The 20269-nt window shown below is 37.1% G+C and carries 19 protein-coding genes; 11 read left to right on the forward strand and 8 right to left on the reverse strand.

Going from position 1 to position 20269, the window contains the following annotated elements; genetic code table 11:
* Both ACN1CD_RS13150 and ACN1CD_RS13155 read right to left on the reverse strand, forming a co-directional pair.
* A complete protein-coding gene (locus ACN1CD_RS13150; RefSeq protein WP_419130851.1) occupies nucleotides 1–516 on the reverse strand; it encodes a glutathione peroxidase in 516 nt (171 codons plus the stop codon).
* Between the two features lie 5 nt (nucleotides 517–521).
* Nucleotides 522–1136, reverse strand: coding sequence for a DUF4294 domain-containing protein (locus tag ACN1CD_RS13155; RefSeq protein WP_419130852.1), 615 nt, complete (start codon nucleotides 1134–1136; stop codon nucleotides 522–524).
* 110 nt (nucleotides 1137–1246) lie between these two features.
* On the opposite strand from ACN1CD_RS13155, the gene ACN1CD_RS13160 reads away from it, so the two are divergent.
* The 5 genes from ACN1CD_RS13160 to ACN1CD_RS13180 all read left to right on the forward strand — a co-directional run bounded on the left by ACN1CD_RS13160 (nucleotide 1247) and on the right by ACN1CD_RS13180 (nucleotide 7766).
* The gene (locus ACN1CD_RS13160; protein WP_419130853.1) at nucleotides 1247–3454 is read left to right on the forward strand and encodes a RelA/SpoT family protein; all 2208 of its coding nucleotides are present in this window, start codon (nucleotides 1247–1249) and stop codon (nucleotides 3452–3454) included.
* A gap of 202 nt (nucleotides 3455–3656) precedes the next feature.
* Nucleotides 3657–4154: a Fur family transcriptional regulator gene (locus tag ACN1CD_RS13165; protein WP_419130854.1), complete on the forward strand. Its 498-nt coding sequence runs from the start codon at nucleotides 3657–3659 to the stop codon at nucleotides 4152–4154.
* 32 nt (nucleotides 4155–4186) lie between these two features.
* Complete coding sequence (locus ACN1CD_RS13170; RefSeq protein ID WP_419130855.1) at nucleotides 4187–5467, forward strand: adenylosuccinate synthase; 1281 nt, start codon at nucleotides 4187–4189, stop codon at nucleotides 5465–5467.
* 161 nt (nucleotides 5468–5628) lie between these two features.
* Nucleotides 5629–6465, forward strand: a complete 837-nt coding sequence (locus tag ACN1CD_RS13175) for a Bro-N domain-containing protein (protein WP_419130856.1) — start codon at nucleotides 5629–5631, stop codon at nucleotides 6463–6465.
* A 44-nt stretch (nucleotides 6466–6509) separates the two neighbouring features.
* Nucleotides 6510–7766: an anthranilate synthase component I family protein gene (locus ACN1CD_RS13180; protein WP_419130857.1), complete on the forward strand. Its 1257-nt coding sequence runs from the start codon at nucleotides 6510–6512 to the stop codon at nucleotides 7764–7766.
* A 284-nt stretch (nucleotides 7767–8050) separates the two neighbouring features.
* On the opposite strand, the gene ACN1CD_RS13185 is transcribed toward ACN1CD_RS13180, so the two are convergent.
* From ACN1CD_RS13185 to ACN1CD_RS13200, 4 genes are all read right to left on the reverse strand, one after another.
* Nucleotides 8051–8857 (reverse strand): M48 family metallopeptidase, encoded by an 807-nt coding sequence (locus tag ACN1CD_RS13185; protein WP_419130858.1) that lies wholly within the window; start codon nucleotides 8855–8857, stop codon nucleotides 8051–8053.
* 92 nt (nucleotides 8858–8949) lie between these two features.
* On the reverse strand, nucleotides 8950–9597 hold the full coding sequence (gene plsY / locus ACN1CD_RS13190) for a glycerol-3-phosphate 1-O-acyltransferase PlsY (RefSeq protein ID WP_419130859.1): 648 nt from the start codon (nucleotides 9595–9597) through the stop codon (nucleotides 8950–8952).
* Nucleotides 9598–9647: 50 nt separating this feature from the next.
* Entirely contained in the window at nucleotides 9648–10490 is an 843-nt protein-coding gene (gene nadC / locus ACN1CD_RS13195; protein WP_419130860.1) for a carboxylating nicotinate-nucleotide diphosphorylase, read from the reverse strand.
* A 109-nt stretch (nucleotides 10491–10599) separates the two neighbouring features.
* On the reverse strand, nucleotides 10600–10965 hold the full coding sequence (locus ACN1CD_RS13200; protein WP_419130861.1) for a DUF4783 domain-containing protein: 366 nt from the start codon (nucleotides 10963–10965) through the stop codon (nucleotides 10600–10602).
* Between the two features lie 205 nt (nucleotides 10966–11170).
* Here ACN1CD_RS13200 and gpmI point away from each other — a divergent pair, with 205 nt between their 5' ends.
* Together gpmI and ACN1CD_RS13210 are read left to right on the forward strand one after the other, a co-directional pair.
* Nucleotides 11171–12694: a 2,3-bisphosphoglycerate-independent phosphoglycerate mutase gene (gpmI, locus tag ACN1CD_RS13205; RefSeq protein ID WP_419130862.1), complete on the forward strand. Its 1524-nt coding sequence runs from the start codon at nucleotides 11171–11173 to the stop codon at nucleotides 12692–12694.
* A complete protein-coding gene (locus ACN1CD_RS13210; protein ID WP_419130863.1) occupies nucleotides 12694–13227 on the forward strand; it encodes a hypothetical protein in 534 nt (177 codons plus the stop codon). The genes gpmI and ACN1CD_RS13210 overlap by 1 nt, the downstream gene beginning before the upstream one ends.
* Nucleotides 13228–13278: 51 nt before the next feature.
* On the opposite strand, the gene ACN1CD_RS13215 is transcribed toward ACN1CD_RS13210, so the two are convergent.
* On the reverse strand, nucleotides 13279–13899 hold the full coding sequence (locus ACN1CD_RS13215) for a tetratricopeptide repeat protein (RefSeq protein WP_419130864.1): 621 nt from the start codon (nucleotides 13897–13899) through the stop codon (nucleotides 13279–13281).
* 309 nt (nucleotides 13900–14208) lie between these two features.
* Here ACN1CD_RS13215 and lon point away from each other — a divergent pair, with 309 nt between their 5' ends.
* Entirely contained in the window at nucleotides 14209–16680 is a 2472-nt protein-coding gene (gene lon, locus ACN1CD_RS13220) for an endopeptidase La (protein WP_419130865.1), read from the forward strand.
* An 83-nt stretch (nucleotides 16681–16763) separates the two neighbouring features.
* Nucleotides 16764–17711 (forward strand): lipid A deacylase LpxR family protein, encoded by a 948-nt coding sequence (locus tag ACN1CD_RS13225; RefSeq protein ID WP_419130866.1) that lies wholly within the window; start codon nucleotides 16764–16766, stop codon nucleotides 17709–17711.
* Nucleotides 17712–18088: 377 nt separating this feature from the next.
* Here the strand turns inward: ACN1CD_RS13225 and arfB are convergent, their stop codons facing one another.
* Nucleotides 18089–18508 carry an alternative ribosome rescue aminoacyl-tRNA hydrolase ArfB gene (gene arfB / locus ACN1CD_RS13230; protein ID WP_419130867.1) on the reverse strand — a complete coding sequence of 140 codons (420 nt, stop codon included), beginning with the start codon at nucleotides 18506–18508 and terminating at the stop codon, nucleotides 18089–18091.
* A gap of 161 nt (nucleotides 18509–18669) precedes the next feature.
* Between arfB and cmk the strand changes: the two genes are divergently transcribed.
* Nucleotides 18670–19350, forward strand: a complete 681-nt coding sequence (gene cmk / locus ACN1CD_RS13235) for a (d)CMP kinase (RefSeq protein ID WP_419130868.1) — start codon at nucleotides 18670–18672, stop codon at nucleotides 19348–19350.
* 60 nt (nucleotides 19351–19410) lie between these two features.
* Nucleotides 19411–20241, forward strand: a complete 831-nt coding sequence (locus ACN1CD_RS13240) for a 3-keto-disaccharide hydrolase (protein ID WP_419130869.1) — start codon at nucleotides 19411–19413, stop codon at nucleotides 20239–20241.
* The last annotated feature ends 28 nt before the right edge of the window (nucleotides 20242–20269 follow it).

The following is a 20269-nucleotide window of genomic DNA, read 5'->3' on the forward strand; positions in this document are numbered from 1 at the left end:
TTATTTTTGGAGGTTTTCATTCAGCAATTGCTGAACTTTCTTTTTAATTTTTGAACTCAAAGGTTTGGTGAAAGGCAGATAAAAATCTACCAATTCTCCTTTTTTATTCAAAATGTATTTATGGAAGTTCCACCTGGGTTTAGAACTTAATTTCGAGTTTTGCTTCTTGTTGCTCAAAAATTGATAGAGCGGATGGGCATGCTCACCACGAACCATTATTTTATCAAAAATCGGAAATTTAACACCGTGGTTGATTTCACAAAATGAAGCGAGCTCATTGCCCACCAAAGGTTCTTGTTTACCGAAATCGTTGGTAGGAAAGCCCAAAATTTCAAAATCCGGATGATTAATTTCATCTTTCAATTGCTGCAATTCTTTCAATTGAGGTGTAAAACCACATTCAGACGCCGTATTTACAATTAAAACAACTTTATTTCGATAGGCAGAAAGCAACTGATCTTCACCATTAATTTTCTTAACCTTGAAAGAATAGATATTCGGAATGCTTTCCTGCATTATGTTTATTGATAAAACCCTGAAGTGCGGATAATAGATTCTATATCGCGATCCTCGTTAGGATTGTAAGTACTTTTTAAATTATGACCAACCACACGGGCAACAATCTGATAAGAAAAAGCAGCAAAACCGCCCTTGGTTTGCTTCACAATGTCATAAGTTGTTCTTCCAACCTCCCTGTCAATCAGTTTAGTTAAAATTTGTCCCTGGGTAATGGTTAATTCTTTTATCTCGCGGTTAAACATGTCTTTAATTTCCTTATCACATTGCTTAACCAGTTTTTTCTGCTCTTTTTTCTCAGGTGTGCGGGCGATATCATCTTCCAGTTGCTGATAGCGACGTTTGGCATACAAGGCATAAGGCATTACCTTTAAAACATTATAACGCAATCTGCTATAAGCCATTTGTTCAGCTGGAGATTTCCAAAGCCTGTTGGCAAAAATACTCACGTCGTGCAATTGCATCCATGGAATCATAATGCCATTATCATTCGTAGAACCCACTCTAATCGTATCTGTTTTACCTTGTTTTGGAAAAACCGGTGCTATAGGGTCTTGCGCTTTTAGTGTGCTACTAAAAATCATGACAATAAACAGAATGATTAGCCCTTTAAATTTCATAAATTTATACTTCAACAAAGTTAGGTGTTATTTCATATATTAGTCGTTTAACAGAACTAATATAAGTTTTATTCATAAATAAGACGCAAATTTTTACGCAAAAAAAACAAATGAAAACAGAGTTAGTGATTGATTTAGAGGCGGAAAAGAAGGAGATTTTAAAAAGATACAGGGCATTATTACGGGCCAGCAAATCTACGCTACAGAAGGGGGATAAGAAAGAAATCAGGAAAGCATTCGATATGGCGTTAGAAAGCCATAAAGATATGCGTCGAAAATCTGGCGAACCTTATATTTATCATCCAATTGCCGTTGCGCAAATCGCTGCCGAAGAAATCGGACTTGGTACCACTTCTATTGTATGTGCTTTACTGCATGATGTAGTAGAAGATACCGATATTACCCTGGAAGATATTGAACGTGAATTTGGTAAGAAAACAGCAAAAATTATCGATGGATTAACTAAAATATCGGGCGTTTTTGATACCAATAGTTCTTTACAGGCAGAGAATTTCCGTAAAATGCTGCTTACCCTTGCAGATGATGTTCGGGTAATTTTAATCAAATTGGCCGATCGTTTACATAACATGCGGACGATGGATTTTATGCCGCGCCATAAGCAGCTTAAAATAGCATCTGAAACAATTTATTTATATGCACCGCTTGCCCACCGTTTAGGTTTATATGCCATAAAATCAGAATTAGAAGATCTTTCGATGAAATATCTCGATCCTGATACCTATAAATTTATAGCTAAAAAACTCAATGAGAAAAAGGCCGAACGTGCTTTATTCATCAAAAAATTCGTAGAACCGATCGATGAAATCGTACATGAACAGGGGTTAGTAGCCGATGTTTATGGCCGTCCGAAATCCATCCATTCCATCTGGAATAAAATGAAGAAGAAAAATATTCCATTTGAAGAGGTTTATGATCTTTTTGCCATCAGGATTATTTTAGATAGTGCTTACGAAAACGAGAAAGCAGATTGCTGGAAAGCATATTCTATCGTAACAGATTTATATCGTCCGAATCCGGATCGCTTGCGAGATTGGGTATCGTCACCAAAAGGAAATGGCTACGAAAGTTTGCACACAACGGTAATGGGTCCTCGCGGACAATGGGTTGAGGTTCAGATTCGTACGCAACGAATGAATGAGATTGCTGAAAAAGGTTTCGCTGCTCACTGGAAATACAAAGAATCAAGCAATGACAATGGACTTGACCAGTGGATTCAAAAAGTAAGGGAAATGTTGAGTAATCCGGAAGCGAATGCTTTAGATTTCCTTGATGATTTTAAAATGAACCTTTTCTCTGATGAGATTTTTATTTTCACGCCAAAAGGAGCCCTGCTTCAACTTCCATTGGGTGCAACTGCTTTAGATTTTGCTTTCGAAATTCACACCGGCGTAGGTGCAACCTGTATCGGTGCAAAGGTTAATCATAAACTGGTACCAATATCATATAAGCTCCAAAATGGAGATCAGGTAGAGATCATTACCTCAAATAAACAAACACCTAAAGAGGATTGGTTAAATATTGTGGTGACGGCGAAAGCTAAATCCAAAATTAAATCATCACTTAAGGAAGAAAAACGGAAGATTGCTGATAACGGGAAGGAAATTCTGGAGCGAAAACTTAAATCTCTCAAAATCACTTATAACACCGATAATCTGCAGAAATTAAGCTATTTCTTTAAACTGCCATCTACACAAGAGCTTTTTGTAAACGTAGCGCTTGGGAAAATTGAGCTTCGTGATATTAAAGAATACCTCAATAGCGAGAAAGAAGTCGAAACCCGAGGTCCGGAGCGGCCGGAAAATTTATCAGTAGATGGAATCAAGAGTAAAATTAAAGGTGGTGAATCTGATATTTTATTGATCGGCGAAGACATGCAGCGTATAGATTATACACTTGCTGCCTGTTGTAACCCTATTCCCGGCGACGATGTTTTTGGATTTATTACCGTGAGCGATGGAATCAAAATCCACCGGACAAATTGCCCAAATGCCGCACAACTGATGGCTAACTACGGTTACCGTGTAGTCAAAGCCAAATGGAATAAACAGCAGGAATTAACTTTCTTAACCGGGTTAAGAATTGTAGGGATCGATGATGTGGGATTAATCAATAATATAACCCGCGTAATTTCTACCGATTTTAAAGTAAACATGCGCTCCATTACGGTTGATACGAATGAGGGAATATTTGATGGTTCAATTATGATTTTCGTGAATGATACCGAGCATCTGGAGAATTTAATTAAGAATTTGATGAAGGTACGGGGCGTTACCGGGGTAACCAGGTTTGATGCATAAAGGAGTCGGAAAGTCCGAAGTCAGGAGTCCGAAGCCTGAAGTAGTATAGTCCGACTTAGGACTTAAGACTTTCGACTTCTGACTAATCTTAAAACATTTAACCAAGAGAACGGTATAACAATTACCAAATCTGTGTAATCATTTAGTCGGTATAATCATTTTTAAAAACAATTTACCTAACTTTGAACGGAGTTTAAATACTATGTCTGAACAAAAAACAAATGAGCTAGTTCGTAAGATTTTTGAAGCTTATTTAGAAAACAAAAATCTACGCAAAACACCAGAGCGTTTCGCCATATTGGAAGAAATATATTCTAGAAACGATCACTTCGATGTTGAAACCCTTTATATCCACATGAAAAACCAGAAGTATCGCGTAAGTCGTGCTACGGTTTATAATACTTTGGAGTTATTGGTTTCATGTGATTTGGTTACCAAACACCAGTTTGGTAAGAATATGGCACAATTCGAAAAATCTTACGGTTACCGTCAACATGATCACGTGATCTGTATAGAGTGCGGTAAAGTAGTAGAGTTTTGCGATCCGCGAATTCACCAGATTCAAACCATGGTTGGTGATCTGTTGAAATTCGATGTGAAACACCATTCGTTAAACCTTTACGGATTTTGCTCTGATTGCAGCATGGCAAGAAAAGTAAACGAAACAGCCAAAGCGGCTAAAACTGAAGCAATTAAATAAATCCACAATAAAACCAGCTTAAATTTTTAATAATGACGCAAGTAGATGTACTTCTCGGCCTGCAATGGGGTGATGAAGGAAAGGGAAAAATCGTTGATGTACTCAGTCCGAAATATGATCTTATAGCCCGTTTTCAGGGTGGCCCGAATGCCGGACACACTCTAGAGTTCGATGGCAAAAAATTTGTTTTAAATACTATCCCATCAGGAATTTTCAACGAAAAAACCATGAACCTTATTGGTAATGGTGTAGTAATCGATCCAATCATTTTAAAAAGAGAGTTAGATAACTTAAAAAAAGCTGGTCATGATCCTGTTGCCGAAGGCAAATTAGTTATCGCTCGTAAAGCACATTTAATTTTACCCACTCACCAGTTATTGGATGCCGCTAATGAAGCGCGCATGGGTAAAAACAAAATTGGATCAACACTCAAAGGTATTGGCCCAACTTATATGGATAAAACTGGTCGTAACGGTTTACGCGTTGGCGATACCACATTACCAGATTTCAAAGAGCGTTATGCTAAACTAGTAGAAAAACACACTGAAATTCTTTCTCATTACGAAGGTTTTGAATATGAACTGGCAGAAAAAGAAGCCTCATTCTTTGAAGCCATCGAATTCTTAAAAAGCATTCCTCATGTAGATAGCGAGCATTTCGTTAATGGTTATTTAAAAGAAGGAAAAGCAGTTTTAGCAGAAGGTGCACAAGGAACATTATTAGATGTTGATTTTGGTTCTTATCCATTTGTAACGTCTAGCAATACTACAACTGCTGGTGCCTGTACGGGTTTAGGTATTGCACCTAACAAAGTTGGTGCTGTTTACGGTATCTTTAAAGCTTATTGTACGCGTGTTGGCGGTGGTCCATTCCCTACTGAATTAGATAATGAAGTTGGCGAGAATTTGCGTGCTTTAGGTCATGAATTTGGTGCAACTACAGGTCGTGCCCGTCGTTGTGGCTGGATTGATCTTCCTGCATTAAAATATGCCATCATGTTAAACGGAGTAACCGAATTAATTATGATGAAAGCTGATGTGTTGGATACATTCGAAACCATTTACGCTTGTACACATTATGAATACAACGGCGAGACTATCGATTACATGCCATACGATATCATTTCTATTGAACCAAAACCCGTATTGAAAGCAATTGATGGATGGGCTACTGATGTGACTAAAATCACCTCAGTTGATCAGATTCCAGCTAAATTAAATGATTACATCGCGTTTTTAGAAAAAGAATTAGAAGTGCCAATCAAATTCCTTTCTGTGGGACCAGATAGAGCACAAACTTTAGAATTACGTTAAAATATTTTAGATATTCACAAAAAAGCAACCCGATAAAGGTTGCTTTTTTTGTTTATAATATTTTTTAATTTTTTAGTGTCCTTTATCTATCTTCGAACTCCCTATCAATAATATACATCTCATCTATATATAATTATTACAACACATTAATTTAAATAAAAATGAGTGACTTGAAATTATTTGAAGATAGGAAAGTACGTTCTGAGTGGAATGAACAGGAAAATAAATGGTATTTTTCGGTCATTGATGTTGTAGAAGTATTAACGGATTCACCGCGCCCTAGGAAATATTGGAACGCTTTAAAAACAAAACTACAAAATGAAGGCAGTGAACTGTCCCATAAATTGGGACAGTTGAAAATGTCAGCAGATGATGGAAAAATGAGGATGACTGACGTTGCCAATACCGAGCAATTGCTACGTCTTATTCAATCTATCCCATCGCCAAAAGCCGAACCTTTTAAACAGTGGTTGGCACAAGTTGGAGCAGAAAGAATTGCCGAAATAGAGAATCCCGAATTAGCACAAGCCAGAATTAGAGCAACATATAAAGCCAAAGGATATAGTGATGAATGGATAGAAAAGCGAATTCGCGGCATTCTTGTTCGCGATGAACTCACTAACGAATGGAAACAAAGAGGTGTTAAAGAAGGTAAAGAATATGCCATTTTAACTGCCGAAATTAGCAAAGCAACGTTCGGCATCCTTCCAAGCGACTACAAAAAATTAAAAGGCCTAACAAAGGCGAATGAGAATTTAAGAGACCACATGACGGATTTGGAACTGATTTTTTCGATGCTGGGCGAGGCCTCAACAACAGAAATTGCCAAAAACAAAGATGCTAAAGGGTTTGAAGAAAATCATACCGCAGCAAAAGCAGGTGGCAGCGTTGCGGGTAAAGCTCGAGAAGATTTAGAGCAAAAATCGGGTAAGAAAATAGTAAGTAATCAAAATTTTAAGGGACTTATAGAAAAAGGGGACAAGAAAAACCTGGAATAGTAAACAAATAGTCTTAAAACGTATCAAAAACAAAAATAGCATCTTTGAAAACCCTACAAAACAGACCTGATTTCAAACAAAAAGCATTGCATTGGGCTAATCAGTTTGATGTTTGCTGTTTTTTGGATTCTAATCATTATAAGGACGTTTATTCAGCTTATGATTTCATGATAGCAGCTGGCGTTCACCATGAATTAGAATGTTCGACTATTCAGGCATTTGATCAATTAAAAAGTTTTTATTCGCTACATAAGGAATGGGTGTTCGGCTTTTTTAGTTATGATCTCAAAAATGGAATTGAAGATCTCGAATCGAATCATCCCGACCAGTTGGCTTTTTCTGATTTATATTTTTTTGTTCCGAAGTATTTAATCGGCGTTAAAAATGGTGAAATAAAAGTTTTAATTGGTAGTGATTCGATTATAGATGAGATTAAGCAATTTAACATTAGCGATAGCACTAAGCCCAATCGACTGAAGATTGCTAAGCGAATAACAAAAGATCAATACATCAATAAAGTAAACGCTTTAAAAAATCACATTCTTCGAGGAGATATTTATGAAGTTAATTTTTGTCAAGAGTTCTTCGCAGAACATGCGATAATAAATCCTATTCAAACCTTCGAGGCATTAAATAGCTTGTCTCCTACTCCATTTGCAGGTTATTTTAAAATTAGAAACCATTACATTTTATCGGCAACGCCGGAAAGGTTTTTATGCAAACGGGATAACAAACTCATTTCGCAACCCATAAAGGGAACGGCAAGGAGAAGCAATAATCCACGAGAGGATGAGCGCATTGCCATTCAGCTTAAAAACGATTCGAAAGAACAATCTGAAAATGTAATGATTGTAGATCTGGTGCGCCATGATCTTACAAAATCTGCGGTAAAAGGTTCTGTTAAAGTAGACGAACTTTTTGGCATCTATAGCTTTCCGCAGGTTCACCAGATGATTTCCACCATCAGTTGTGAATTAGACCCAAATATTCATTTGATTGACGCCATAAAAAATGCATTTCCGATGGGTTCTATGACTGGTGCTCCCAAGGTTAAAGCGATGGAATTAATTGAAGCCTACGAAGTAACCAAAAGAGGCATTTATTCTGGTTCTTTTGGGTGCATTAGCCCAACTGGAGATTTTGATTTTAATGTGGTCATCAGAAGTATTCTTTATAATGCAAGCCAGAAATACTTATCCTTCCAAGTTGGTGGGGCCATCACCTATCAATGTAATGCTGAAAAAGAATATGAGGAGTGCTTACTTAAAGCGAGTGCAATGTTAAAGGTGTTGGAAGGTTAGTCGTTAGTCGTTAGTCGTTAGTCGTTAGTCGTTAGTCGTTAGTCGTTAGTCGTTAGTCGTTAGTCGTTAGTCGTTAGTCGTTAGTCGTTAGTCGTTAGTGAAAACAGCTTGACTAGAGCGTTGTTTTAGAAAAACAATAAATAAATCTTTTCCAGTTGTAGCATCATTTCTAGTAATAGCGTCTCGCTTAAACATAAAAAAGGTGGAAATTTCTGCTTAATGCAAAAACCCTCCACCTTTAAATCTTCAGCTTTCCACCTTAAAAGCTTTTCACCTCGAAAGCCTTATTTTTTATAATACTGTTGCGCTTCTGGTAAATATTTTTGAATCTGAGCGATACGAGTGGCATCACTTGGGTGAGTGCTTAAAAATTCTGCTGGTTTTTGCGCTCCTGCAGATGCAGCCGACATCCTATTCCAGAAACTCGTTGCATTCTGTGGATTGTACCCGGCCATTGCCATAAAAATTAAACCTAAACGATCTGCTTCTAACTCCTGGTTACGACTGAATTTCAGCATCGCAACTGGTGTACCTACACCGTAAAGTGTATTGAAAATAGATTGTGTTTTAGGATTTTTTGATAAGGCTACACCCGCCGCGGCACCCACACCCTGGGCCACCATCTCTTGCGACATGCGCTCTGCTGAGTGACCAGCAATCGCGTGAGCAATTTCATGTCCCATAACAGTTGCTAAACCAGCGTCGTCTTGTGTAATCGGTAAAATACCAGTGTAAACCACAATTTTACCACCGGGCATACACCATGCATTTTTCTCGTTATTTTGAACTACGTTAACTTCCCATTGATAATCTGCAATTAAATTACCATAGTTATTGCTGTTCATATACGATTTAACTGCTGCAATTAACTTATTGCCTACAGTTTTAACTTTCAGTGCTTGTGCATTTGAGGCAGATAATACGGTAGTTTTATTCTCCGTTAAGAATGTGCTATAAGCTTGAAATGCCATCGGCAAAACCTGATCGTTACTAACTAAATCAAATCGACTACGCCCTGTTAATGGAACAGTAGAACATGAATTAAATAATAAAATGCCAGCAATGCTTGCTGTTAAAAATAACTTTTTCATAATTTGATTTAGTTTAGTTTAGTAACCCTTCAGGCAAACCGAAATTTAAACAGTAAGCTGCCGAATAAGTTTTAATGATTGTATTTTTGTTGTTAATTGGTTTTCTTCCTAAACAAATACACTTTTGATTCCTTGCCTTTCAGCAATCTTTCGAGATTTTTCTGATGCGTAACTAAAATTAAAACACAGACAACCATGCCGTAAAGCACTTCTGATTTTATAGAAACCTGAAACAAAAAGACAACACTGAGCGGAAATGTAAAGCCTGCACAGATTGAACTTAATGAAACATATTTCGTTAATAGTAATACAATCACAAAAACCAGAACGCAAAGCATAGATGCCTCGAAGTTAACTGCCAAAATCATTCCAAAAAGTGTGGCCACTCCTTTTCCTCCCCTGAAACCTGCAAAAACGGGAAATAAATGTCCCATCACAGCAGTTACACCCAGGGCAAGCTGATAGTTAACAAAAACAACTGAATTTTGTGGCCCGGTAACAGACATACCGATAAGATAGGCTAGATTGGTAGCCGTGTAGCCTTTGGCAATATCGATAACCATAACGGCTATACCTGCCTTTTTACCTAAAACCCTGAAGGTATTGGTTGCCCCGGCATTACCACTTCCATACTCCCGAACGTCTACACCATAAAAGGCCTGACCGAGCCATACAGCGGTTGGTATGGATCCAAATAGATACGCAAATAATAAAGCAGTGAGCGAATAAACCGTAACCATAGCCTACAATGATACAAAAAATAAGCTTTCAATTTTATAACACATCACTTTTAGAATGCTTTTAAACTGATGTCGAGGCTTTTCACTGAATGTGTAAGTGCCCCCATTGAAATAAAATCTACTCCGCAAGCAGCATATTCCTCTACGTTTTCTTCAGTGATCCCCCCTGAGGCTTCAGTAGTAAATTGGCCATCAATTAGTTTAACCGCAGCTTTCAATGTGTCAAAATTAAAGTTATCGAGCATAATGCGGTCTACGCCGCCAACAGCCAATACCTGAGATAATTCCTCCAAATTCCTCACCTCAATTTCAATTTGCAACGATTTGTGGTGATCGGCTAAATATTTTTTGGCAGATGTAATTGCATTTGCAATTCCGCCAGCATAATCGACATGGTTGTCCTTAATCAAAATCATATCATATAAACCGATACGGTGATTTACACCTCCGCCAATTCGTACCGCCCATTTCTCCAGGTAACGTAAACCAGGAGTTGTTTTACGGGTATCTAAAATTTTAGTGTTGGTACCTTCTAAAAGGGAAACAATACGGTGGGTTTTCGTTGCAATGCCGCTCATTCGCTGCATGCAATTAAGTACCAAACGCTCTGCAATTAGAATCGAATGCGTACTTCCACTTACGGTTAAACCAATATCGCCAACTTTTACCGCTACTCCATCCTGCAATAACACGGTTACTTTCAAATCCGGATCAACAGTGGCAAAAATTTCAAACGCCAATTCCATACCTGCTAAAATACCGTCTTCTTTGATGATGAGCTTAGCCTTGCCTTGCGTACCGGCAGGAATTGTTGATAATGAAGTATGATCACCATCGCCAACATCTTCAGCCAGGGCATTTTTTATGAATTGATGTATCAGTTGAATATCCAAAATATAGGTTTTATGCTGCAAAAATAAGAAATATTTATTAGCACACAATTTACAAGCGGATATTAAGAAAGGTTATAAGGAGGTAAATGAGGGTTTCGGGAGAAGAAAGCTAATCTTTGGCAGGCTCTATTCTTAATTCCGTTATTAAAAAACTGTTATTGAATTTTTTCATGGTAATGGAAACCCTGAAAGTTTCTTTTGAAGTATTAAGAATCACAACGCCAAACCGATAGTTTGGACTATTATTAATTTTATGAAAAACACTTGTTTTAACTGGTGGATGTTTAATGAAAAAATCACGCAAAATTTGTTCACCCTGTGCTTTAGAGTAGACATCTTCTTCGTCAATAATAATTAATTCGATTGTTGAGGCGAAATTTTTAGCAATTTCCTTAGTGTTTCCAGCTTTGAAATAAGATGATAAATCATCAATAATATCTGCCTGGATAGCACTAGGAAGATATAACGATGTCAAACTAACAACAAGTAAAAACAAGCTCCGGATCATTTCTGTATTTTATACAGAACCGTATAGCTAAAATTATGCCATTAGCGTATCAAAAAACGATTTCTTAATTTGTATAACCTTCAATAAAGTTATATTTGCCTTATGAATAAAACACTAAAACATGTTTTATCAGAAAATGTTTTGGTATCGACGAATAAATTTTTGAATTAATATGATAAACAATAAAAAACTCGCACTTATAATTTTAGATGGCTGGGGCTACGGACGTCAGGATAATTCTGATGCTGCTTATGCCGCAAAAACACCTTTTTTTGATTCCTTACTACAAAATTATCCTCACTCAAAACTAGAAGCATCTGGTGAAGCTGTAGGATTACCTGCCGGACAAATGGGAAACTCAGAGGTTGGGCACATGAATTTAGGTGCTGGTCGAGTTGTTTATCAGGAACTTGGTAGAATTAATAAAGCAATTGCTGATAGAGAATTGCACAGCAACCCGGTTTTACTTGCTGCATTTGATTATGCAAAAGCCAATAATAAGGCAGTCCATTTTATCGGCTTAGTTTCCAATGGCGGTGTACATGCCCACATTGAACACTTAAAAGCACTTTGCGATGCAGCAAATGAGGCTCATGTAGAAAAAACTTTTGTTCATGCTTTTTTAGATGGACGCGATACTGATCCAAAATCTGGCTTAGGTTTTATTAACGATCTTCAAAATCACCTTCAACATGGGAATGCAAAGTTGGCTACCATGGTTGGTCGATACTATGCAATGGATCGCGATAACCGCTGGGAACGCGTTAAGCAAGCGTATGATGTAATGGTAAACGGAGTTGGTGAGAAAACACAGGATGCATTAAGTGCAATTCAAAATTCCTATCTCAATGGCATCACGGATGAGTTTCTAAATCCTGTAGTACTTACGCAAAATAACGGTGAACCTGTTGCAACCATACAGGCGGATGATGTGGTGATTTGCTTCAATTTCCGTACGGATAGAGGACGTGAGATTACGTCAGCACTAACCCAAAAAGATTTCCCAGAACAATCGATGCATAAACTACCATTGTATTATGTTACAATGACCACCTACGATGAGAGCTTCGATAAAGTAAATGTGATGTTTACCAAAGATGATCTGACAAAAACAATCGGCGAGGTTTTATCAGAGAACAACAAAAATCAGATTCGTATTGCGGAGACGGAAAAATATCCACACGTAACTTTCTTCTTTTCAGGCGGTAGAGAGAGTGAATTCCCGAATGAAAAACGCATTTTGGTTCCTTCTCCAAAAGTAGCTACCTATGATTTACAACCAGAAATGAGCGCAGCTGGCATTACCGCAGCCATTACTGCAGAAATGGAAACTGGCTGGGCAGATTTTATCTGTTTGAACTTTGCTAATCCGGATATGGTTGGGCATACCGGTGTTTTTGAAGCAGTGATTAAGGCAGTAGAAACCGCTGATCAATGTGCCGAAATGGTTGTAAATAAAGGCTTGGAAAACGGTTATTCATTTATTTTATTGGCTGATCATGGTAATTCTGAATTTATGGTGAATGGAGATGGCTCCGTAAATACGGCACACACCACTAACCTGGTTCCTTGTATATTGATCGACAACGATTATAAAACTATTGCCGATGGTAAACTTGGCGATATCGCTCCTACTGTGCTGAGAATTTTAGGCGTTGATATTCCAGAGGAAATGACAGGAAACGTTCTGGTATAATGACAAGAAAACTTGGTATTCTGGTATTTGCTCTGGCCTTTTTCTCTTGTAACCAACGGGAAGCTGCTAAGGCAAATACCGATTTATTTTATTTTGATTTGAAGGGATATTTCAGCAAAGAAATCATCCGGCTGAAGAATGCTAAAGTTAAAGTTGATAAAACGGTAAGTATAAATGGCGTGAGCGAAACCAAATCATTGCTAATTAATGATTGGGACAAGGAACTTGCCATTTTTGTTAATGCTGATATTAACAGAAACTCCTGGAAAGGGAGCTTTAAAGTTAGCCAGCAAAATGGCGTACAAACATACACGTCTAACAGTAAAAAGATTCCGATAAAAAAAGTTTCAATAGAAAATAAAGGCTCAGAGATTAGTAAAGTCGAAATTGTAATCTATAATAAAAACGTCTTATACCAATCGCTTGATACACTCACCTACTATCCAGATGTATTATACAAAATCAGAAAACAACAAAAAATACGGTTACTGGCTTCAAAAGATTATTTAATTGTTGCCAGATTTAAGCCATAAAAAAAGCGGTCAGAAAATAAAATTCTGACCGCTTTTTTATGTTTTTTTAAATTATTTCAGGCTCGCTATCTGCGCTTTGTCATAAGTAACCCAATCAATAATATCTTTCCTTAGCGGCTGCATGGTTAACACCTTTTGAAAATCTGCAATAGAATTGTTAAACAAAGCTACACAAGCCACCTTTTCCACACTTTTCTTCACCTTGTAAGATTTGAAGATGGCGTAATCCTTATAGGCTAAACCCCTATTTTGAAACATTTGCGTATCCTCATCACCAGTAATTTCAATTGCTTTTGTAAAGTCTTTAATGGCAGCGGTATAAAAGTTCTCCCGCATGGTATTTAACGATTCTTTGGGATCATTCGCAATATTTAATCTTGCTTTGCCCCGGTAATAATAGGCTGATACTTCTGCAGGCTTTACGGAAAGTAAACGGCTGTAGGTAGCTATACATTTTTCGTATTCTCCATTCTGGAAATAAGAATAACCCAGCATTTTTAATACAGCAGCGTTATCGGGCGTTTTGGCATCGGCTTTTTCTAGTTGCGTAACAGCAGTTTTATAATCCCCTTTCATCATTGCCTGCATACTTTTCTCATAATTATTCTGAGCAAAGGTTGTGGTTGACGAGAAAATGATTAATCCTAAAATTGCTTTTTTGAAATAGTTCATGTATGAATAATAATTTAGATAACTCCAGCACCTTTCGGAGGCGATTTTTTTTTGCAATATAATCCTATTATGATAAATTAATAGTTTTAATTTTCTTCACCTTGAAATGGAAACCCCTTAATAATACCATAAACGCTAAAAATCAGAAAATATGATATTGTCATCAATAAATTTATTTCTCTGCCTTTTTAACATAAGATTAATATAGTTTTTACTTTGGCACAAGAGTTGAAATTATTATATTACTAACATAATTAAACAATGTGAATACGATTAAACTGCCAGTTTGTCGTGAGAGGAAACGTGATAATGAGTAAACAAGATATATTTGATTTTCATTCTGCTATGCCAATAATAAATGAGGATACCGAATTTTTCCCTTTAATGTCTCAACAAGATGAAGAGGAGATGAACAATGAGGATACGCCAGAAACCTTGGCTATTTTACCTTTGCGAAACACCGTTCTGTTTCCAGGGGTAGTAATTCCAATTACCGTGGGACGGGATAAATCAATAAAACTAATAAAAGAAGCTTACAAAGGAAACAAAATTATTGGGGTTGTATCTCAAAAGGATGTTTCTATCGAAGACCCTACCTTTGAGCAACTTAACACTGTTGGTACAGTAGCCAACATCATTAAATTGCTACAAATGCCAGATGGCAATACAACGGTTATTATCCAGGGTAAACAACGTTTCAGCTTAATAGAAGAAGTTCAAAACGAGCCTTATATTAAAGCTGTTGTTAAGAAGTTTGAAGAGCAGAAACATAAGGCGGATAAAGAATTTAAAACCTTAATTGCTTCGATTCGTGAAATGTCTGCTCAAATTATTCAGCTTTCTCCGAACATCCCGAGTGAGGCAAGTATTGCTTTAAAAAACATAGAAAGTAATTCATTTTTGATCAATTTTATTTCTTCAAACATGAATGCCGAAATGGCCGATAAGCAAAAGATTCTTGAAATGAATAAATTGCTTGATCGTGCGCAAAAAGTTATGGAATTGCTGATGATTGAATTGCAGATGCTGGAATTACGAAATCAAATTCAATCTAAAGTTCGTACTGATCTGGATAAGCAACAACGTGATTATTTCCTTAATCAGCAATTAAAAACAATTCAGGAAGAATTGGGTGGAAATTCTGCTGATCTGGAGTTTGATGCTCTGCAAGAAAAAGCAAAGTTGAAAAAATGGTCAAAAGAAGTAAATGATCATTTCGATAAGGAACTTGACAAATTAGGACGCATGAATCCTGCTGCGCCAGATTATTCTGTTCAGCTCAATTACCTGGAACTTATTTTAGACCTCCCATGGAGTGAATTTACCAAAGATAATTTCGATTTAAAAAGAGCACAACGCATTTTAGATAAAGACCATTTCGGTTTAGAGAAAGTTAAACAACGAATTATTGAGTATCTGGCTGTATTGAAGCTTAAACGCGACATGAAAGCCCCTATTCTTTGTTTGGTTGGTCCTCCGGGAGTTGGTAAAACTTCATTGGGAAAATCGATTGCTAAAGCATTAGGACGTAAATATGTACGCATGGCCTTAGGCGGAATACGTGATGAAGCGGAAATTCGCGGTCACCGTAAAACTTATATTGGTGCCATGTCTGGCCGGATCATTTCATCAATTAAAAAAGCTGGTGCAGATAACCCGGTATTTGTTTTGGATGAAATTGATAAGGTTGGAACAGATCATCGTGGCGATCCATCATCAGCATTGCTGGAAGTTTTAGATCCGGAACAAAACAATGCTTTCTATGATCATTATGTAGAAATGGATTATGATTTATCTAACATTTTATTCATCGCGACAGCTAACTCATTAAGTACTATTCAACCGGCTTTGCTCGATCGTATGGAGATTATAGAGGTTAATGGTTATACTATCGAAGAAAAAATAGAGATTGCCAAGAAATTTTTATTGCCTAAGCAAAAAGAAAATCATGGTCTGAAATTAAAAGACATTGTTCTTAAACCAGCTTTAATTGAAAAAGTAATTGAAGATTATACCCGCGAAAGTGGTGTACGTGGTTTGGAGAAAAAAGTAGGCTCATTGGTTCGTGGTGTTGCAACAAAAATTGCAATGGAAGAAGAATATAATATAACCTTAACCAACGAAGATGTAGAACGCATTTTAGGTGCCCCTATTTACGATAAAGATTTGTATGAAGGCAATGAAGTGGCTGGTGTAGTTACTGGCCTGGCCTGGACAAGTGTTGGTGGTGATATTTTATTTATCGAATCTAGCTTAAGTCCTGGCAAAGGAAAATTAACCTTAACCGGTAATCTGGGTGATGTAATGAAAGAATCTGCAGTAATTGCACTTGCTTATTTACGCGCTCATGCAGCAGAGTTTGGCATTGATTATACCTTATTTGATAATTGGGATGTTCACGTGCATGTACCAGCAGGCGCTACGCCAAAAGATGGTCCATCGGCTGGTGTAACCATGTTAACTGCATTAACTTCTGCATTTACGCAACGTAAAGTGAAACAACATTTAGCCATGACGGGTGAAATTACTTTACGTGGTAAAGTGCTTCCGGTTGGCGGAATTAAAGAGAAGATTCTCGCAGCGAAAAGAGCTAACATTAAAGAAATTATTCTTTGTAAAAGTAATCGCAAAGATATTTTAGAGATCAAAGAAAGCTATATTAAAGACCTTACTTTCCATTATGTAACGGAAATGAGTGAGGTAATCGATTTAGCTTTAACTAAAAATAAGGTTAAAAAACCTTTAGATCTAAGCATTAAAATTGCGCCGATTGTCAACTAAATGGTAAATCTTTTGGATGACTCATCGAATATTCGATAACAATAAATACTTTTATAGCCCGGGTAATCGTCCGGGCTTTTTTTATGAAATCATTTTTTACTACTGCTATTCTTTGTTTAATCTGCCTTACAGGTTTTAGCCAATCTTTCAAAAATGAATTTGGTTTTAAAACTGAAAACGACGCCTACTTAGCTACTTTAAACGACCGCTACTACACTAATGGATTATTTCTTTACTTCCGCAGAGCGATAGATCCCGCCGGGTTTTCAGATAAAATAGAAAAAAAGACTTATGAAATTTCTGCCGGACAAAAAATGTATACGCCTTACTGGGGACAGGTTGCCAGAAGAGAAGATCAGGATAGACCGTTTGCAGGTTATTTATATGCTGGCGGAGCCTATTCAGTTTTTTATAAAAATGAAAGTGTATTAAAAACCAGTATTGAGCTGGGTACCGTTGGGCCTAACTCTTGGGCACAAGATGCGCAGCGTTTTCTACATAAAACAGTTGGTTTTTATAGTCCCGCCGGATGGGAATATCAAATTAAAAATGAAGTAGCTGTTAATCTTGCAGCAAACTATAGCAAATTATTACTGCGCTCTAATGATCAGATTATCGATTTAAGCGGACAAGGTTATGTAAATTTAGGAACTACATTTTCTGGTTTGGGCACATCAGTGCTTTTTAGAGCCGGAAGGTTGAATCAGCTTTTTAACAGTGCTTATCATAACGCCGTGATTGGTGATTCAAAAACAGCCAGCCTGAACAAATCTGAATTTTTCTTCTATGCTAAGCCTCAATTAAATGTGGTTGCATACGATGCTACGATCCAGGGAAGTTTGTTTAATAACAATAGTCCACTAACATTTGATGTAAAACCAATCGTTTTTGAACAACAGTTTGGCGTTAATTACAGTTCGAAAAGATTTACCGCAGATTTTAATATCATCTTCAAAACCAAAGAGGTTAAGAGTGTTGCGAAAGCACAGAATTATGGCGGCTTGAATTTGTATTATCGGTTTGGGAGATAAAACCCCTAAATCCCCTAAAGGGGACTTTGACTTTCTATAGCATTACAACAGCACAAATAGCAGTTTTTTACTTCGGGTTTATTCCCCTTTAGGTAGCTAAAAGTGTTGCCAAAGCACAGAATTATAGTGGCTTGAGTTTGTAGTATCGTTTCAAGAAATAAACACCCGTAAATCCCCTAAAGGGGACTTTGACTTTCTATAGCATTACAACAGCACAAATAGCAGTTTTTACTTTGCGTTTTATTCCCCTTTAGGGAGCTAAAAGTATTGCCAAAGCGCAGTATTATAGTGCGTGAGTTTGTATTATCACTTCAAGATATAAACACCTGTAAATAACCTAAAGGCGGACTTTGACTTTTTGTTTTTTACTCTGGGTTTTATTCCCCCTTTAGGGGGCTAGGGGGTCTTCTGCTTTTCTTCCTATCCGACGTATATGCCTTACTTTTCAACCGCTTTTCTATTACACCTTTAGGAATTTTGGTTGGCTTTCTCTTTTTCTGTACATGAAGAGATTTTTTCAGAAGTTCGATGAGCTTCGCCACAGTTTTTTCTTTATTCAAAAGCTGGCTTCGATCTTCCTGCGATACAATATGGAGTAAACCTTCGCTATCCAGCCTGTTTTCCAGGCGAGATCTCAATAAAGTTTTCTCCTCCTCGCTGAGATAATCATTTGCCTCTAAATCGAAAATCAATTCGACCTTACTGGAAACCTTGTTTACATTTTGTCCACCTTTGCCCCCACTTCTGGAAGTTTTAAAAGTAATGGATCGTAAAATTTCTTCTCTGGTGGGTAACATGTTACAAAATTATAAAAGATAATCAAACTAAAAAAGCTAGTAACTAAACAGTCTTTTTTTACCTTTGTAGCAGATTTAAACCTGGTAAATTTACAACTTGATTAATTTTAATTATAGAATTTACCAAGCTTCATTACCGCTGAGAAACAGAATAACAATACATGAAAAAGAACTTAGTTATAGCTATTGATGGCTATTCATCGTGTGGAAAAAGCACCCTGGCAAAGGCATTGGCTAAAAAATTAGGTTTTATTTATGTAGATAGCGGAGCAATGTACCGTGCCGTTACACTATATTTTTTAAGAAACAATATTAATGTGAATGATGATGCAGCTGTTATTGATGCTTTGCAGCATATTGAATTAAATTTCCATTCAAGAGATTATGAATCGCACATTACGTTAAACGGCGAGGAAGTTTCTGATGAGATTCGTTTAATGCCTGTTTCACAAAACGTGAGTGAAGTGTCTGCTCATAAAATTGTTCGCCATGAAATGGTAAAACAGCAGCAGCGGATGGGCAAATCAAAAAGCATTGTTATGGATGGCCGCGATATTGGCACTACTGTTTTTCCGCATTCACCTTTAAAATTTTTCATGACAGCTGATCCTAAAATCAGAGCAGAAAGAAGGTTTAAAGAGTTGGAAAGTAAAGGAAATAATTTAACCACTTTGGAAGAAGTTTTCGAAAATCTGGCGCATCGTGATTATGCTGACACTACCCGAAAGGAAAGTCCATTGGTGAGGGCTGATGATGCTATTATTTTAGACAATACGAATTTAACTCAGGAAGAGCAGCTTAATTTTGCAATTGGAAAAGTTGAACCGTTAATGGCCGAATAGTATTTTATATTTATCTGCTTATTTTAATTTCATACATTTAGTGGCAACAATTAAGCTACTATGAAATTAAAAATCGCCACCCTACCCTTTCTTATTTTCGCTTGTTTTTCCATTACTGCCAGTGCTCAAAAAGGCTGGATCAATCTTTTTAACGGAAAAGATTTAAAAGATTGGAATATCAAAATTGCCAAGCACAACTATAAAGAAAATTATGCCAATACCTTCCGTGTGGAAGATGGCTTAATGAAAGTAAGTTATGATGGCTACCATGAATTTGATCAGCAATATGGTCATATCTTTTACAAAAAGCCATTTTCAGCTTATCTATTAAGGGTAACATACCGTTTTGTCGGTAATCAGGCGAAAGGTGGCGAAGGTTGGGCAACCAGAAACAGTGGCGCCATGTTGCACTGCCAGGATCCGGCTACGATGTTAAAAGATCAGGATTTCCCAATTTCGATTGAGGCCCAGATTCTTGGTGGAGATGGTGAACATGTTCGCCATACCAGTAATGTATGTACACCCGGAACGCTCATTAATTATCAAGATAAACTCTTCACCACACATTGTCTGGATTCAAAATCAAAAACCTATTCTGGTGATCAATGGGTAACTGCAGATTTCCTTGTTCTTGGCGATTCTGTAATCAAACATATCATTGATAATGAAGTGGTTTTAGAATATACCAAACCGCAAATTGGTGGTGGTAATGTATCTAATTTTGATCCCCAAGCGAAAGTTGATGGCACGCCGTTAAAGTCTGGCTACATCTCCCTGCAAAGTGAAAGTCACCCGATAGAATTTAAAACCGTTAAGCTTTTTGATTTAGCGCCTTACACTAAAAACAAGCAAAAGCTTGATCAGGTAGTGGATCGCTTGCAAAAAAAATAAATGTTAATTATTTCTTTTTGCCAACTGG

The organism is Pedobacter sp. N23S346 (assembly GCF_048515415.1).
Classification (GTDB): domain Bacteria; phylum Bacteroidota; class Bacteroidia; order Sphingobacteriales; family Sphingobacteriaceae; genus Pedobacter.

Bases quoted from the DNA above. Each gene is read 5' to 3' on its own strand.
- plsY (WP_419130859.1), bottom strand. From the start codon at position 9,597: ATGGTTACGGTTTATTCGCTCACTGCTTTATTATTTGCGTATCTATTT.
- ACN1CD_RS13165 (WP_419130854.1), top strand. From the start codon at position 3,657: ATGTCTGAACAAAAAACAAATGAGCTAGTTCGTAAGATTTTTGAAGCT.
- arfB (WP_419130867.1), bottom strand. From the start codon at position 18,508: ATGTTACCCACCAGAGAAGAAATTTTACGATCCATTACTTTTAAAACT.
- ACN1CD_RS13160 (WP_419130853.1), top strand. From the start codon at position 1,247: ATGAAAACAGAGTTAGTGATTGATTTAGAGGCGGAAAAGAAGGAGATT.
- lon (WP_419130865.1), top strand. From the start codon at position 14,209: ATGAGTAAACAAGATATATTTGATTTTCATTCTGCTATGCCAATAATA.
- ACN1CD_RS13155 (WP_419130852.1), bottom strand. From the start codon at position 1,136: ATGAAATTTAAAGGGCTAATCATTCTGTTTATTGTCATGATTTTTAGT.
- cmk (WP_419130868.1), top strand. From the start codon at position 18,670: ATGAAAAAGAACTTAGTTATAGCTATTGATGGCTATTCATCGTGTGGA.
- ACN1CD_RS13170 (WP_419130855.1), top strand. From the start codon at position 4,187: ATGACGCAAGTAGATGTACTTCTCGGCCTGCAATGGGGTGATGAAGGA.
- ACN1CD_RS13210 (WP_419130863.1), top strand. From the start codon at position 12,694: ATGACAAGAAAACTTGGTATTCTGGTATTTGCTCTGGCCTTTTTCTCT.
- gpmI (WP_419130862.1), top strand. From the start codon at position 11,171: ATGATAAACAATAAAAAACTCGCACTTATAATTTTAGATGGCTGGGGC.
- ACN1CD_RS13150 (WP_419130851.1), bottom strand. From the start codon at position 516: ATGCAGGAAAGCATTCCGAATATCTATTCTTTCAAGGTTAAGAAAATT.
- ACN1CD_RS13215 (WP_419130864.1), bottom strand. From the start codon at position 13,899: ATGAACTATTTCAAAAAAGCAATTTTAGGATTAATCATTTTCTCGTCA.
- ACN1CD_RS13240 (WP_419130869.1), top strand. From the start codon at position 19,411: ATGAAATTAAAAATCGCCACCCTACCCTTTCTTATTTTCGCTTGTTTT.
- ACN1CD_RS13185 (WP_419130858.1), bottom strand. From the start codon at position 8,857: ATGAAAAAGTTATTTTTAACAGCAAGCATTGCTGGCATTTTATTATTT.
- ACN1CD_RS13225 (WP_419130866.1), top strand. From the start codon at position 16,764: ATGAAATCATTTTTTACTACTGCTATTCTTTGTTTAATCTGCCTTACA.
- ACN1CD_RS13175 (WP_419130856.1), top strand. From the start codon at position 5,629: ATGAGTGACTTGAAATTATTTGAAGATAGGAAAGTACGTTCTGAGTGG.